Annotated in this window: 12 protein-coding genes; 6 read left to right on the top strand and 6 right to left on the bottom strand. The window is 40.0% G+C overall.

The annotated features are described in order from the left end of the window. Window positions 1–13 precede the first annotated feature (13 nt). Window positions 14–853, bottom strand: coding sequence for an HDOD domain-containing protein (locus AAEY68_RS12040; protein WP_024590070.1), 840 nt, complete (start codon window positions 851–853; stop codon window positions 14–16). A gap of 296 nt (window positions 854–1,149) precedes the next feature. On the opposite strand from AAEY68_RS12040, the gene AAEY68_RS12045 reads away from it, so the two are divergent. Continuing rightward, window positions 1,150–2,850: a DUF8614 domain-containing protein gene (locus AAEY68_RS12045; RefSeq protein WP_350585990.1), complete on the top strand. Its 1,701-nt coding sequence runs from the start codon at window positions 1,150–1,152 to the stop codon at window positions 2,848–2,850. A gap of 41 nt (window positions 2,851–2,891) precedes the next feature. On the opposite strand, the gene AAEY68_RS12050 is transcribed toward AAEY68_RS12045, so the two are convergent. Next, entirely contained in the window at window positions 2,892–3,296 is a 405-nt protein-coding gene (locus AAEY68_RS12050) for an HIT domain-containing protein (protein ID WP_007581544.1), read from the bottom strand. 111 nt (window positions 3,297–3,407) lie between these two features. Between AAEY68_RS12050 and AAEY68_RS12055 the strand changes: the two genes are divergently transcribed. Then, window positions 3,408–5,633, top strand: a complete 2,226-nt coding sequence (locus AAEY68_RS12055; RefSeq protein WP_350585992.1) for a S9 family peptidase — start codon at window positions 3,408–3,410, stop codon at window positions 5,631–5,633. Window positions 5,634–5,775: 142 nt separating this feature from the next. Further along, complete coding sequence (locus AAEY68_RS12060) at window positions 5,776–7,413, top strand: methyl-accepting chemotaxis protein (RefSeq protein ID WP_007581540.1); 1,638 nt, start codon at window positions 5,776–5,778, stop codon at window positions 7,411–7,413. A gap of 72 nt (window positions 7,414–7,485) precedes the next feature. Here AAEY68_RS12060 and AAEY68_RS12065 read toward each other — a convergent pair whose 3' ends face one another. Together AAEY68_RS12065 and dinB are read right to left on the bottom strand one after the other, a co-directional pair. Further along, window positions 7,486–9,006, bottom strand: coding sequence for a M17 family metallopeptidase (locus tag AAEY68_RS12065; protein ID WP_197112398.1), 1,521 nt, complete (start codon window positions 9,004–9,006; stop codon window positions 7,486–7,488). 129 nt (window positions 9,007–9,135) lie between these two features. Further along, complete coding sequence (gene dinB / locus AAEY68_RS12070; RefSeq protein ID WP_024590076.1) at window positions 9,136–10,188, bottom strand: DNA polymerase IV; 1,053 nt, start codon at window positions 10,186–10,188, stop codon at window positions 9,136–9,138. 679 nt (window positions 10,189–10,867) lie between these two features. On the opposite strand from dinB, the gene AAEY68_RS12075 reads away from it, so the two are divergent. The 3 genes from AAEY68_RS12075 to AAEY68_RS12085 all read left to right on the top strand — a co-directional run bounded on the left by AAEY68_RS12075 (window position 10,868) and on the right by AAEY68_RS12085 (window position 13,404). After that, window positions 10,868–11,302, top strand: coding sequence for an acyl-CoA thioesterase (locus AAEY68_RS12075; protein ID WP_010553137.1), 435 nt, complete (start codon window positions 10,868–10,870; stop codon window positions 11,300–11,302). A 9-nt stretch (window positions 11,303–11,311) separates the two neighbouring features. Continuing rightward, the gene (locus tag AAEY68_RS12080) at window positions 11,312–12,364 is read left to right on the top strand and encodes an aldo/keto reductase (RefSeq protein ID WP_024593303.1); all 1,053 of its coding nucleotides are present in this window, start codon (window positions 11,312–11,314) and stop codon (window positions 12,362–12,364) included. Between the two features lie 116 nt (window positions 12,365–12,480). Further along, window positions 12,481–13,404, top strand: a complete 924-nt coding sequence (locus AAEY68_RS12085) for an ABC transporter substrate-binding protein (RefSeq protein ID WP_024593304.1) — start codon at window positions 12,481–12,483, stop codon at window positions 13,402–13,404. Here AAEY68_RS12085 and AAEY68_RS12090 read toward each other — a convergent pair. Together AAEY68_RS12090 and AAEY68_RS12095 are read right to left on the bottom strand one after the other, a co-directional pair. Further along, entirely contained in the window at window positions 13,355–13,975 is a 621-nt protein-coding gene (locus AAEY68_RS12090) for a fumarylacetoacetate hydrolase family protein (protein WP_024593305.1), read from the bottom strand. The genes AAEY68_RS12085 and AAEY68_RS12090 overlap by 50 nt on opposite strands. A 379-nt stretch (window positions 13,976–14,354) precedes the next feature. Then, window positions 14,355–16,322, bottom strand: coding sequence for a hybrid sensor histidine kinase/response regulator (locus AAEY68_RS12095; RefSeq protein WP_169059790.1), 1,968 nt, complete (start codon window positions 16,320–16,322; stop codon window positions 14,355–14,357). Between the last annotated feature and the right edge of the window lie 7 nt (window positions 16,323–16,329).

The following is a 16,329-nucleotide window of genomic DNA, read 5'->3' on the forward strand; positions in this document are numbered from 1 at the left end:
TAATAAAACATGTTTAGCTAAACATGTTTTTCACATCTTTTAGCATATCGTTGTATTCATCACTTGTGAATAATTGCATAGACGGTATTACACCTTTATCTATGTACGTTTGCAGCGCTGCTGACTTATCAGAAACCTGTAATGTTCCCTCTAAAATAGCGCCTACTCGAATAAAGTCTACGTAACTAACTTTATCAGGTTTGTAACTTGGATCTGCCCAGCTTAGAGCTACATCAACAAACTCTTTAGGAAATTCCCACGCTTGCATAATCGACGAGCCAATTTTCCCACTCAGCTTTTGAATTGCGTGCGCTAAAAAGCTTGGGTTAGCAAACACTTCAGGGTGGCGCTCAGCTTCTGTTAAAATTGGTAATACACCAATATTATAAACAAGCGCAGCTAATGTAATTGAATCACGATTTAATGAAGTGTGTTTATTGTTTTTTAAGTAAAACTCCATGAGTGTTATTGAATGGCTAGCAACGGTTAATGTTTTTTGCCAAGCCTTGCCCATGTAGCCTTTAATCAGCTCATTGTTTGATACAAATAATTGCTCCATAGCCATAGCCGTTGCAATATTTTTAATTTGGCGCAACCCAATGCGAGTCACTGCTTGTTGTAAATTAGATACTTTTACAGAACGTCCCATAATCGCACTATTAGCTACTTTTATCATACGAGCTGAAAGCGCTGGGTCTTGTGAGATTACATCTGACATTTGCATTAAATTCACATCAGGGTTATCTGCAGCTTGGCGAACCTTAATCGCTACTTCAGGTAGCGTTGGTAAAACCAACGTATCGTTATTTATTCTATCGACTAGAATCGTTAATAAAGCGTTTTCTGTAGACATAAAGCTGCCGTCCTTTTGTGTTCAGCCTGTAAATTAACTGCAAACTCAGGCAGTTAATTTTCGTATTAGTAATATAATTAGTATTGTCTAACTTACCGATAAAGTTAAGGAAATTATAGAAGTTTATTTTTATTTATAATGCTTTACCGCTCATGCTTGCCTTACAACGCCAAATACTTGCTATTTACTATTTAGTTTTGCTTTAATGCACTCACGATAAGGAAGCGTTTGTACATATTTAGTTATTTAACTAAGCAGTACAAGTTATTAAACTTACTTTTTTAACAGGCAATATAATGATCTTAAATAAAATTAGCCAAGCAATTATGCTCTCTGGTGTCGTTTTTCTTAGTGCATGTTCTGAACAAGCACCGTCTTCTACCGACAATACAGCCGTAGAGCTTGCTCAAAAAAGCAGTGCACAATCAGGCCCTGAGCTTATTAATGCAAATAACCAACGTTTAGATATTTACACCGACTTTAGCTTACAAAGTGATTTATCGCACTTAAGCGATAACCAACGAGCAATGGTTGCAAAGCTTATTGATGCTTCAAAAATAATGGACGAGTTATTTTGGAAACAATCTTTTGGCGAAAATAAAGACGCTTTTTTAGCAAAACTAAACGACGACAAAGTACGTAAATTTGCCGATATTAACTACGGTCCATGGGATCGTTTAAATGGCGATGAAGCGTTTTTATCCAGCTATAAAGAAAAACCTCTTGGCGCACAGTTTTACCCTGCCGATATAACCAAAGAAGAGTTAAACAATGCAGATGTTGAGGACAAAACAGGCCTTTACTCTGTAATTAAGCGTGATGAGCAAGGTAAGCTTTACAGCGTGCCATATTCAAAAGAATACGCTAATGAGCTTGCAAAAGCCGCTGACCTTTTACGCGAAGCAAGTAAACTTGCTGACGATAAAGAGTTTGCTAACTATCTAAACTTGCGTGCTGATGCTCTACAAAAGGATGACTTCCAAGTATCTGACTTTGCTTGGATGGACATGAAAAATAACCCGGTAGATGTGGTTATTGGTCCAATTGAAACTTATGAAGATCAATTATTTGGTTACCGCGCAGCTTATGAATCTTACGTACTTATTAAAGATTTAAAATGGAGCGAACGCTTAGCTAAGTTTGCCGCATTTTTACCGGAGCTTCAAAAAGGCTTACCCGTTGATGCTAAGTACAAACAAGAAGTACCAGGCTCTGACGCCGACCTAAATGCATATGATGTTGTTTACTACGCTGGGCATTCAAACGCGGGGAGTAAAACAATTGCAATTAACTTACCAAACGATGAGCAAGTACAGCTAGAAAAAGGGACTCGTCGCCTGCAACTTAAAAATGCGATGCGCGCTAAGTTTGATAAAATTTTAGTGCCAATTTCAGAGCAGTTAATTGTACCTGAGCAGCGTAAACACATTACTTTTGATGCCTTTTTTGCCAATACGATGTTCCATGAAGTAGCGCATGGTTTAGGTATTAAAAATACAATTACTGGTAAAGGTACTGTTCGTCAATCATTACAAGAGCACGCGAGTGCGCTTGAAGAAGGTAAAGCCGATATTTTAGGTTTGTACATGATTGAGCAATTACTTAAAAAGGGCGAAATTACAGAAGGAACTATTGAAGATTATTACACGACCTTCATGGCGGGTATATTCCGCTCAGTTCGTTTTGGAGCATCAAGTGCGCATGGTAAAGCAAATATGATCCGCTTTAACTTTTTTGCTCAAGAAGGCGCTTTTTCTAAAAATGAAGAAGGCCTGTACCGCGTTAATATGGAAAAAATGAGCATTGCAATGGCCAAGCTTTCTCGCTTAATTTTAACCTTACAAGGTGATGGCGATTACGAAAAAGTAGATCAACTAATTGCAACGCATGGCGATATAAAAGAAGAACTTGCTGAAGACTTAGAAAAACTAAGTAAAGCAAATATCCCTGTAGATGTAACGTTTAAGCAAGGTAAAGAAGTACTAGGGCTTAAATAAGTTTAGTTAAACTTAGTTAAACCCTAAAAAAGCGTTGCAGCTTAAAACTGCAGCGCTTTTTTTAACGCTGTAATTTGTACATCTGTATACGGCACAGCTGGATACTTACCCCAAATTGGCGCAGGCCAAGCAGCATCAGTAGTAAAGCGTGCAATATGGTGAATATGTAATTGCGGCACCATATTACCCAAAGCCGCTATATTTAACTTATCAGGGCTAAACACATCCATTAATAATTTACTTAGCTTGGCTGACTCTTTTAAATACACAATTTGATCATCCTCAGATAAATCAATTATCTCTTTTAAGTTAGCCTGCCTAGGCACTAATACAAACCACGGATATTGGCTGTCGTTCAATAAAAGTACTTTACACAGTGGCCAATCGGCAAGCTCTATACAGTCGCGTTTAAGTTCTGGCGCTAGTTTAAATTCAGGGTTAGTCATTGTTATGTCCTACTTTGTCTTTAATAATCGCCACTTTATAGCATTTAGTTGCAGTTGCACACGCTTGGCTTTACCATCAAAGCAATATTTATAATAAGCTAAGGCAACCTTGTGCTAAAAAAAATAAAACACCTCTCACTAGCCCTCCCATTAATGGTTGGCGCTATTAGTGTTCAAGCAAAACCTTTATCGTTGGAGCGTATTTTTGACGATCCGAGCCTTTCAGGTAAATCACCTGTACAACTTAAATTTTCGCCTGACGGCAGCCGTGTAACTTATTTACAAGGCAAAAGCGATGACTACAACCGCTACGATTTATGGGAATACAATCTAAAAGATAACACCAACCGTGTGCTAGTTGATTCGGCAAAGTTATTTTCAGGCCCAGAAAACCTATCTGATGAAGAAAAAGCACGCCGCGAACGCCAACGTATTTTTGGTAAAGGCATATTAGAATACAAATGGTCTAAAGACGGTAAAGCACTTTTATTCCCACTTAACGGCGACCTTTACTATTACGATTTAGCCTCTGCTAAAAGTAAAAAACTAACCGACACTGAAGCATTTGAAACCGATGCACGCTTTTCACCTAAAGGTAACTACGTATCGTTTATTCGAGAGCAAAACCTATTCGCTTTAGAGCTTGAATCAGGTAAAGAGATTCAGCTTAGTAAAGATGGCGGCGGCGTAATTAAAAACGGCATGGCCGAATTTGTAGCTCAAGAAGAAATGAGCCGCATGACGGGTTACTGGTGGTCAGGTGATGAAACTAAAATTGCTTATACCCGCGTTGACGAAACTCCAGTAAAAGAAGCTATCCGTAACGAAATTTACGCTGATGAAGTTAAATTATTTAACCAACGCTACCCGTTTACAGGTACTGATAACGTAAAAATTCAACTCGGTGTGGTTAAGCTAAATGACCAAAAAGTAGATTGGATTGATTTAGGTAAAGATGAAGACATTTATATCGCGCGTGCTAAATGGCTAAAAGACGGCAATACACTGTCTTACCAATGGCAAAATCGCTCGCAACATAAATTAGAGCTTCGTTTTTATAACAGCGAAACTAAAGTCCAAAAAGTAGCATTAATCGAAAACAGCGAAACGTGGATTAACTTACATTTTGATCTTGAGTTTTTAAAAGACAAAAAACATTTTGTATGGGCATCTGAGCGCGACGGTTTTAAACACTTATATCTGTATCGCACAAACGGTCAACTTGTACGTCAAATCACCTCTGGTGATTGGGCTGTTGATAGCTTAAAAGGTATTGATGAGAAAAAAGGCATTGTTTACTTTGCCGGTCGAAAAGATACACCGCTTGAAAGCCATTTATACAGCGCGCCTTTATTTAAAAAAGGCGATGCCAAACGTATCACCGAAAAAGGTCAGTACCATAATGTTGTGCTAGCAAAAGACAGCAAAACCTTTATCGATAATAGCTCGTCTGATAATAAACCAAACTCAGCAGCGCTTCGTAAAGTAAACGGCGAATTTATTACATGGCTTGAAGAAAATAAGCTAGATAGTAACCATCCGCTTACTCCTTATTTAAGCGACTTAACAAAACCAGAATACGGCACAATTAAAGCCGAAGATGGCCAAGTTATGCATTACCGTTTATTTAAGCCTAGCAACATTAGTGATGGCAAAAAGCACCCTGTTATTGTTAACGTATACGGCGGCCCGCATGCTCAACGAGTGACGAATAGCTGGCGCAGTAAAAACTTGTACTTTCAGTACATGGCGCAACAAGGTTACGTAATTTTTCAACTAGATAACCGTGGTTCGTACAACCGTGGTAAAAAGTTTGAAGATGCTATTTATAAAAACCTAGGCGTGGTTGAAGTTGCCGATCAAATTAAAGGCGTAGAGTTTTTACGTACACTTGATTACGTAGACCCACAACGCATCGGTGTTTATGGCCACAGCTACGGCGGCTACATGGCACTTATGACTATGTTTAAAGCAGGCGATTACTTTCAAGCCGGCGTATCGGGTGCTCCTGTAACCGATTGGGCTCTATACGATACGCATTACACAGAGCGTTATTTAGGTCACCCTGATACGAATGCTAAAGGGTATGAAGACAGCGCAGTATTTCCATATGCTGATGGCTTAAAAGGCCCATTAATGATTTACCATGGAATGGCTGACGACAACGTGCTGTTTACTCATTCAACTAAATTGTTTAAACAACTGCAAGATAACGAAAAACAGTTTGAAATGATGACCTACCCAGGCTCTAAGCACAGCCTACGTGGTAAACAAGTGCAAACACACTTACATCAAACAATTACAAACTTCTTTAATCGTCATTTTGATGTTAAATAAGCAAGTAAAGTAATAACAGACTAAAGGCTGATTGATAAATCAGCCTTTTTTTTGCATTAATGGGCGTTAAGCCTATATTAAACTCTTTTTTTAGCTACGCTTATTCTATGCGCTAAAGCGCACACTTTTTGAGGATAAATGTATGCCTAGTCTACGTAGTTTTAGTATATTCCAACGTTTCTCGCTGCTCATAGCTATTGTTGTATTTGGGCTTATAGCGCTTAGTGTAGCCAGCCTAACTCACCAATATAGCTCTCTTAAAAACGAGCAGTACCTTAAAACACAAAATGTAGTAGAAACTGCGTACAGTATAATCGAGCACTTTTATGACCTTGAGCAAAATAATACTCTCACTCAACAACAAGCTCAATCGCAAGCACTTAATGCAATAAGAGCTCTGCGCTACGACAAAACCAATTACTTTTGGATTAACAATTACCAGCCAAAAATGGTTATGCATCCTATAAAACCTGCGCTTGAAGGAAAAGATTTAACCAATAATAAAGACCCTGACGGCAAAGCATTGTTTGTTGATATGGTTAATATAGTTAAACGCTCTGGCGAGGGATTTATTCCTTATAAATGGCCAAAACCAGGTAAAGAAAAACCCGTTGAAAAAATCGCATTTGTTAAAGGTTTTAATCAATGGCAATGGATTATTGGCTCAGGTGTTTATCTTGATTCAATTGACGAAGCATTTAGCGAGCAACGTAATCTAATAGTCGTCAGTGCAACAATTATGATTATTGCTGTTATTTTACTTAGTTACTTTATAGGCAAGAGCATTTTAATACCTACTCGTTTAGCAGCCGATATGATGAAAGATATTTCACAAGGTGAAGGCGATTTAACTCGTACATTAAATGAATCCGGTAACGATGAAATATCTGAACTATCACACTCATTTAATTTATTTGTTTTAAAAATGCGAGAGTCTCTTGTTCATGTATCACAAAGTGCAAACGATGTAAGCGAGCATGCGCATACAGTTGATGATTCAAGTAGAACAAGCCACTCGTTTATTGAGCTTCAAAACGATAGCTCAACCCAAGTTGCAGCTGCCATGGAGCAAATGACTCACCAAATACATGATGTAAGCCGTAACGCCGAAGCCGCAGAGCAAGCAGCTAAAGATGCAGCACAAAACGCATCAACGGGTAAAAATGTGGTTGCGCAAACAATTACAGCAATAGAAACACTCTCAAGCAACATAGAAACAGTCAGTCGTGTAACAGAAGATTTAGCCAACGAGAGCCATAATATAGGCTCTGTACTTGATGTAATAAGAAGCATCTCGGAGCAAACAAACTTACTGGCATTAAATGCTGCCATTGAGGCTGCTCGCGCAGGAGAGCATGGCCGAGGATTTGCTGTTGTTGCAGATGAAGTAAGAACACTGGCCAGTCGTACAGGCCAAAGTACCGACGAAATTCAAACCATGATCACTAAACTTCAAGAAGGTGCAAAAGCAGCAGTAGAAGCAGTTAAATCAAGCCAAGCACTTTCAGTTTCTACCGTAGATCAGGCGTCATCAGCCAATACTTCACTTAATGAAATAGAACGACTTGTTTCAATTATTACCGAAATGAACAGCCAAATCGCACGCGCCACAGAGCAGCAAACTCAAGCTGCCGACGAGGTTAATTTGCGTATTAATGAGCTATCTCAATCAACTGAGCAATCATTAAATAATACTAAACAGCTTACCGATGCCAGCGATAATCTTAAACAAAGTAGCCAAGAGCTTTCGAGCGTAGTTAATCGTTTTAAATTAGATTAATCGATACCGTTCTCATAAAATGCAAAAAGCCCTGAATTAACAGGGCTTTTTTATTGCATGTAAGTTTTTAGCTTACAAACAGTAACGTGCAAACAAGCTCGTTACTGATGCAGCCGTTGGCTTGCCATGCTGCCAATCACCGCCTTCAACACCGCTTCCTGCAATGTCCATATGCACATAAGGCAAAGGCTGTGCAGAGTCGTTACCGTGCTTATCAAGCCCACCAACAATAGCCATAAACGCCATAGGGAACTGATGTCCACGCGCAGTAACTGCAGATGCCGCATTATTACTAGAGAGTACATCGTCTGCTAGCGTGCGTGGTTTAATAAAGTCGTAATCTTCACGGCGAGAGCGCGATACTTCAGCGCCATCTGCCCACAAATCTCCAAGGTCAGCTATTTGACGTGAAACACCAGCGCTACGAGCTGGACCGTTTTCAACATACGCACCGTAAGGACCCATTGCACGTGCCGCGTGACCCGTTAATGTAGCAACAGTAAACAACGTTGGGTTTATTTCGCCTTTAGCTAAATCTTTCATTTCGCTAAGCAGGTCGCCCATTGCTAAGCGCCCTTCTGCATCGGTATTACCAATGCGTACACGGATACCTTCGCGGCTAGTAATAATTTCATCTGGCACAAAACAATCCGAGCCAATAGAGTTACGAACAACAGCCAAGTACGATACTACTTTAACGCCTTTAGGCTGATAATCCGCAACGGCTTTCATAAAGCCCGCAACAGAAGCAGCGCCGCCTTTATCGCGACTCATACCTGCCATATGGCCACCTACTTTTAAATCTGCACCGCCTGTATCGTATACAAGACCCTTACCTACAAACATAAGTGTACGAGTAATTTCGCCCTCTGGTACATATTCAAGCTTAACAACACGTGGGTGATGGCGCTCAACTGCATACGATGCACGAGCAACAGTGCTTAGCATTGGGTAGTTTTTATCAATAGCTGCAATATCATCAATTACGTCAACTGCAATGCTTGAGCCTTTAAATAAATCAACGCAGTAATCAGCAAAACGTGGTGGAGCCATACGCTCAGGTTCGGTGCCACACAAGTCACGCGCGGCATATTGGCCTGCAGCAATTGCATTAACAGCTTTGATTGTTTGCTCGCTTGCGCCAACTAAACCAATTTGAGTAATAGGTTCAATACTTTCACCGTGATATTCACGTGCTTCTAATGGCTGCCATAAGGCTTGGCAAGCGCCTAAATAAGCAACTTCTAAAGCATGCTGATAACGGCTATCGCCATTTAAATTTGGTAAAAATAATGCAGGGTTAACACTACCCGACGCTTTTGCTTCGTTAATTGCTAATTTAGCAGCATCAAAATAACGGCGAACATCGTCGTAATCTCTATTTAACGGACCCGTTGGCGCAAGTACAACGCGTTTGTTTTCAATCACTAATAAAGTAACTTGTTTACCAATACGAGAATCAACTTTTGCTTGGTCTAAAATAGCATCACGTAATGAGTTATTTGGTAATAAAGAAAAGTCATCACTAATAATAATAAGCGCATCATGAGATGTGCATTCAAGGCTTGCACTAACCGCTTGAGGGTATGCCATAAATAAAGTCCTGTTAGAAAACATAAGCCCCTATTATCGTCGATTTAAATATTGAAGACCAGCAAGGTGCGATGAGCTAATTATACAACTTGCCAATAAATGGCAACTTGGGGTTACAGGCTTTACAGCTTAATCGAGAATACTCAGTTGGAAGTTTTGTTCTGGCTCGCTTTTAATGCCAACGCCTATGCCAAGTAACCTTACAGGTTGTTGTAGCCCTCGTTGATAGGCCTTAGTAAGGAGTTGAATAAATATTTCTGTGTTTAGCTCGTGGTATGCCTGATCGGCTGAGGTCACTACAAAATTTGCAAACTTCACTTTAACACTCAGCTTATTAATACGGTTTTGTAATTGCTGTTTATTAAGCCTTAAAACTAATTCGTCTAACAATTTTGGCAGCTCATCTAAGCACTCTTGCAAACTTGTTTTATTGTATTCGTAGGTATGCTCAACACTCAGCGACTTTCTGATGCGATCTGTTGATACTTTACCAACATATTCACCTGCACATTTTTGATAAAGCGACACACCAAAATTACCCACATGTTGCTGCATCCAGTTAACGCCTTTTTCACGTACATCCTTGCCGGTATATAAGCCTTTTAAATTTAGCTTTTCGAGCGTTACTTTACCCACCCCCGGAATTTTCCCCAGCGGTAATTGCGCTAAAAAGTCATCAACCTCATGAGGCAAAACGACAAATTGACCATTCGGTTTTTTTTCGTCGCTGGCTATTTTGGCAATAAATTTAATCGGTGCAATGCCTGCTGATGCAGTGAGCCCGGTGGCATTGTAAATATCGGCTCTTATTTGCTGTGCAATAAGTGTGGCACTGCCTTTACAAGCGGTGCTGTCTGTTACATCTAGGTAGGCTTCGTCTAAAGAAAGAGGTTCAACTAAATCTGTGTAGCGGCTAAATACTTCACGTATTTGATTTGAAGCTTCTTTGTATACAGCCATGCGCCCTGGGACAATAACTAAATCGGGGCATAATTGTTTAGCATGATAGTTCGACATAGCCGATCGCACGCCATATTCTCTCGCTATATAGTTAGCGGTTGAGAGCACGCCTCGTCGGCTATTGCCTCCAATAGCAAGCGGTACACATGCAAGTTTTGGATTATCTCGCATTTCTACTGCTGCATAAAAGCAATCCATGTCTATGTGAATAAACTTCTTCATCACCACAACAATAACTGGTTATTTATACAGTCATTATTATAGAATCAAATGTGATAAGCAAGCCTAGGGCCTGTTTATCTTTCGAGGTTAAATTTGCAGCAGTATGTTTGGTATTTAGGCAAGGCAGAGCCTATGTAGTGTGGTTATTCCCCATAAATAGGCGATAACGTAGCACAAATGCCAAACATACGCTGCCCGAAGGGTTCTGCCTAGGGGCAATTTACTCTTTGTTGCTCGGTTTTTACTTAGCCCACTAGGTCACAAACCTCGCGCCGCGATTAAATAGCCCCTAGATTGAACAAATTTTAATCCTGAAAGGTCAACAGGCCCTAGTTAACTATTAAAAAAAGCGCTTATTACCTTCTTGCTCTTTATAACCGCGCAACCAAAACATAACCTCGAAAAAAAACCCTGCTAACATCAAAATAATAGCGCCTGATTCGTTACCCATTGCGTAACAGGTAAAAGAGGCTATAAAAACCAAACAAGCTAAGGACCAATTAATTATGTTCTGCATATTTCTACCTCTGTGTGTTTTTGTGTTTGTCTGTGTAATTTAACTGTAGACCTAAAATTAAATAGGTACAATCATCTTATAAAAAAACATGCCATTAATTTCCTTGAGCTCGTAACCCCATGTTGATAATCTAAGTACTTTAAAATTAAGGGCCAATAAATAATGCAAACGTTTAAAGATCAGCACCCTATCCATACCGACATCACCGTAGCGTGGGCTGATATGGATGCACTACAACACGTAAATAATGTAGTGTATTTACGTTACTTTGAAATAGCCCGAATCGACTTCTTAAATAAAATAAATCTGTTCGATACAATAAGCCCTAATGGCGTGGGCCCGGTAATAAGCGAAAATAACATTCGTTATAAACGCCCAGTTACATTCCCAGATACGCTTACAGTCGGTGTTACTATTTCTGATATAAAAACAGACCGGTTTGTTATGAATTACACCGTATTTAGTCACGCACAAAACGCTATAACAACCACAGGCACTTCAAAAGTGGTTATGTTTGATTTTGAAACAGGCCAAAAAGCCCTCATTGCAGAGCCTCTTTTATCGGCGTTAGTTAGCTACTCTCAAGACGAGCAATAAGGAATTCTCATGCAATACAGCCCACTTGGCAGCAGTGGTATTAACGTTTCAAGAGTATGTTTAGGCAGTATGACTTGGGGTAAACAAAATACTCAAAGCGATGCTGATGAACAAATAGCCTATGCGCTAGAGCAAGGCGTAAACTTTATTGATACAGCCGAAATGTATGCAGTACCGCCCTCTCCAGAGACCTATGGAAAAACTGAGGAAATTATTGGCGATTGGCTATCGCGTAATCAGCAAAAGCGCAGCGATGTGGTACTTGCTACAAAAATTGCAGGCAATGGATTATCGTGGGTACGTGATGGTGGCAATATTACGCGCCAAACGGTAATAGAAGCCGTAGACGATTCACTTAAGCGCCTTAAAACCGACTACATTGATTTATATCAGCTGCATTGGCCAAACCGCTCTACCCCGCACTTTGGCAGACAATGGCCCGGCACTCTTAAATTTACCGACGTAAATACACAAGAGCAGCAAGCTAGTATGCTTGATATTCTAGAGGGCCTTAATGAATGTGTTAAAGCAGGTAAAATTAAGCACTGCGGTTTATCTGACGATACGCCATGGGGTATAAGCCAGTTTTTAAGTTTGGCCAAAGAGCATAACTTACCGCGTATGGTATCTATTCAAAATGAGTTTAGCCTAGCGCACGCTAAAGATTGGCCGTATTTAATAGAACAATGTGTTCATGAAGATATTGCGTATTTACCGTGGTCGCCTTTAGCAGCTGGTTTATTAACGGGTAAATACTTAAACGGCGCGCGCCCAGAAGGATCTCGTTGGACCTTCATGCAGCGCAACGGTATTTTTAGAGATACACCCAATGCAGAGCAAGCCACTAAGCAGTATGTTGAGCTGGCTCATGCAAACAATATTACTCCAGCACAACTAGCACTCGCATGGTGTAACCAAGTAGATGGCGTAACCTCTTCAATTATTGGTGCAACAAGCATAGCCCAATTAAAAGAAGATATTGATGCATTTAACATCACGTTAAGCGACGAAATTCTTAGTGAAATTAACACTATATTTAAAAACTATCCTATGCCTTATTAAGCATGTACCAGTTAAAAGCAGCCTTGAACAAGGCTGCTTTTAACTAAAATATTTGACCCTACTACAACCAACACTATACTTTTATTAAGTTTTCTTAATTCAACGAACACTTATCAATGCTGAAAAACGGATACTATGCATTTTGCTTATTAATTGTATTTAACGCGCATGCTGTTGAACAAAAATTACAGCCTCTAGAAGAAATTATTTGGCTGCAAAGTTACACGCCCCCTTTTCATATAGCTAAAAGCGAAAGTGCACCACAAGGCGGTATTTGCGACAACCTAACCGAGCAACTCATTAAAACCATAACAGATGTAAAACATACCCGCTTAATTGTCCCTCAGCAGCGTATAAATAAATATTTAAGTGAAGGAAAAAGCGTATGCTTCCCGTGTGTTATTTATAAAAAACATAATAACCAACTGCTTAACTACTCAAATCCAACAACGGTATATCCCCCATTTTCAATTATCACGACTAAAGAGCTAAAGCCCAAATTAGAAGAAAAGCACGGCTCGCCTATTCACCTTATTAATTTATTAACCGACCCGCAATACGTATACGGGCAAGCTGCTGCACGTAAATTTACAACTAAAATTAATACAATTATTGAAAACACAAAACAAGATAAAGAATCGTCGTTAAGTTGGAGTAGCGAAAATGAAAGTCAGGCTGTTATAGCACGCTTGAGTCATGGCTTTTTAGACTACTCAATTGATTACCCGTTTATGGCCGATTACTTTAATAAACAAGGGGAATATACGAATATAGAGAGTGTACCAATTGCAGAAAATGACATTCAATTTATACGAGGAGCAATAGGTTGTGCGGCTAACGCACCTAATAATTTTGCACAGCAAGCGCTTAAAAAAATCAACCGCGCGCTAAAAAATAATGTACTACAATCGCCTGAGTATCAACAAAGTCAGCATAATTGGCTTAAAACTACCTTTGCTGACTTTGATCAACACTACCAACAGCAAGTTATTAATTTTTACTTACTTGCCACTGATGCTCAAGCAAGCACTGATCATTAGCATAAAGCGCAACAGCAAAAATACTTTTAGCTGTTACCTCACCTACGCCCGACGGTGTGCCTGTCATTACTACGTCACCATCTTCTAAGCTCATAAATTCACTAATTTCTTGTAAAATTGAGTCCGGGTTATGCAGCATAAAATGAGTATCGCCTTGCTGAATTACTTTATTATTAATTTTAAGTTCAAAGCTAAAGTGCTTCATTGCATCTGTTAGCGCTACAAAATCAGTTAAAATTACAGAGCCGTCGAACGCTTTAGCGCGCTCCCATGGAAGCCCTTTATTTTTTAATTTACTTTGCACAGTACGCTTAGTTAAATCAAGGCCGAGTCCAACCCCCACAAATTTTTTATTTTTAACTACAAAACATAGCTCGGTTTCATAATGCAGTGTATCGCCGTTATGAGCCGCAAATAACGTATTTGTAATCGCGCTATTTGGTTTGTTAAATAAAACCATTTGATCTGGTGTTTCGTTGTTTAGCTCTGCAATATGTGCGGTATAGTTTCGACCAACACAGACTACTTTTGATGGTGTTAATTTCTCAGATACTAACTTTATTGAATGCATATAAATAATGTCTCAGTTATTGGACCTGTTGACCTTTCAGGATTAAAATTCGTTCAATCTAGGGGCTATTTAATCGCGGCGCGAGGTTTGTAACCTAGTGGGCTCGATAACTGCTCCTGCGTTACCCTACTGGCTTACATCCATGTAAGAATAAGTAAAAACCGAGTAAAGCTTCCGCGTCCTGCTCACGCCCCTTACCTAAATCCATGTAGGCAACAAAGAGTAAATAGCCCCTGGGCAGAACCCTTCGGGCAGCGCATGTTTGGCATTTGTGCTACGTTATCGCCTATTTATGGGGAATAACCACACTACACAGGCTCTGCCTTGCCTAAATACCAAACATACTGCTGCAAATTTAACCTCGAAAGATAAACAGGCCCTAGCTAATAAGCGTTTCAAGTAAGCTCAAATTAATAGGTTTAAGTAAAACTCGGTCAATATTTAAATCTTTTATTTCTCTAGGGTCTGGCTCTGCGCCACTTACAATTACTAAACGTAATTCAGGGTATCGTTCATTAATTTGCTGGCCTAAATCAATGCCACGCCCGTCGGGTAAATGCATGTCTAACAATACCTTATTAAATTGCTGGTCGTGATTAAGTATTTGCAAACATTGTGCGCAGCTAGACGCAATGACGGTTTCAACGCCTAGACTTTCTAAAAGTAGCTGCGTAATTTGCGCAGCATCGTGATCGTCTTCAACAAGTAAAAAGCGCTGCTTTTTCTCGGTTAAGCCCTTACTACAATTTATATCTTTAGCTTGCGGTGCATGCTCTGGCGCTACCAAATAATCTTGCAAACATTGATATAATGCCGCGCTATCAACAGGTTTTGGTATTACATCGTTAAAGCCAAGTGCAGCAAGCTCCTCATGTATGCCTTTCATAGTAGCGGCAGTGAGCGCGATTATTGGGCCTTTGTAACCCATTTTTCTAAGCTCTATGGTAGCTTCCTTGCCGCCCATTACAGGCATATGAATATCAATAAAAATAATGTCGTAAGGCGCTTTATACGCATCTGCAATACGCACTTTTTCAAGCGCTTGTTGGCCATGTTCGGCATAATCTACGCGCGCACCACAGGTACTGATCATATGACCAACTAGCATGCGTAAATCACGTAAATCATCAACTACTAATACTCGCCCATGCACTTTGCATGGAGCCGATTTACTTTGTAGTTGCGGCGCACTGCTAAAATTAAGTACCTGTCGTTCTACTTCGCTAATATCACCTGGGTAAACCGAAATAGTAAACGTAGAGCCTTTGCCAATTTCAGAATGCAAACTAATATCACCGTGCATACGTGCTAACAATTCAGCACATATTGCCAAGCCTAAGCCTGCGCCACCTACAGAGCGTGATTCTACATCAGCTATTTGTTCAAATGGCTTGAATATGAGTTCTTGTTTTTCAGGGGCAATGCCCATGCCTGAGTCTTTAATGCTAAAAAATAGCATTTCACGATCATCAACCCACTGCGTCCACGCATTAACAACAATTTCGCCTTTATCGGTAAATTTAACCGCATTATTTATTAGATTTATTAAAATTTGGCGAACTCTTGTTGCATCAAGTCGTGCAACCAAAGGTAATGGCTGATGAGATTCAAAGCGCAGCGTAAGGCCCTTATCAAGCACCGATACGCGCATTAGCGTGTATACATCGGCTAGCATGCTATCAAGGTTAACTTCGCTTAAGGTCAGCTCCAGTTTATCGGCGGCTATTTTAGATAAGTCGAGCACATCGTTTAACAGGCTCAATAAATGTTTACCGTTTCGATAAATAACACCTAGTTCATTTTCTGCTTGCTGACTGAAGTCGCTCTGCATTAACAGTTCGGTGTAACCTAAAATAGACGATAGAGGAGTACGTAATTCGTGGCTTAGATGAGCTAGAAAGCGGTCTTTTGAGCGATTTTCGGCTTCGGCTTTTAAACGCTCTACTCGCTCACCTTCAACATCTTTACGAGCAAGTGCATAGCGAATAGCGCGCGCAAAGCGGCTCGAACTCATTTCTGTTTTTATTAAATAATCTACTGCACCGGCATCAAGCGCCGCCGAGTCTAACTCGTCGTTTGACTGCCCGGTAAGCATAATAATTGGGCCGCTAAAGCCATTAGCAATGGCTTCTTTTAGTACATCTAAACCATTAGATGCACCCAAGCGGTAATCAAGCAGGCAAATGTCATGCTCGTTTTTGCTAAGCGTTGCAATTGCCTGCTCTGGGGAACTTATCCATTGAATGTTAAACGTGTGTGAATCCAATTGGTCCAGATAGTCGCAGGTGAGTATGTAATCATCTTCATCATCTTCTACAAGCAGCAACTGAGTCACTTTATCTAACATACAATCT

Source organism: Pseudoalteromonas sp. RB2-MNA-CIBAN-0110 (assembly GCF_040309305.1).
GTDB classification, from domain to species: Bacteria; Pseudomonadota; Gammaproteobacteria; order Enterobacterales; family Alteromonadaceae; genus Pseudoalteromonas; species Pseudoalteromonas arctica.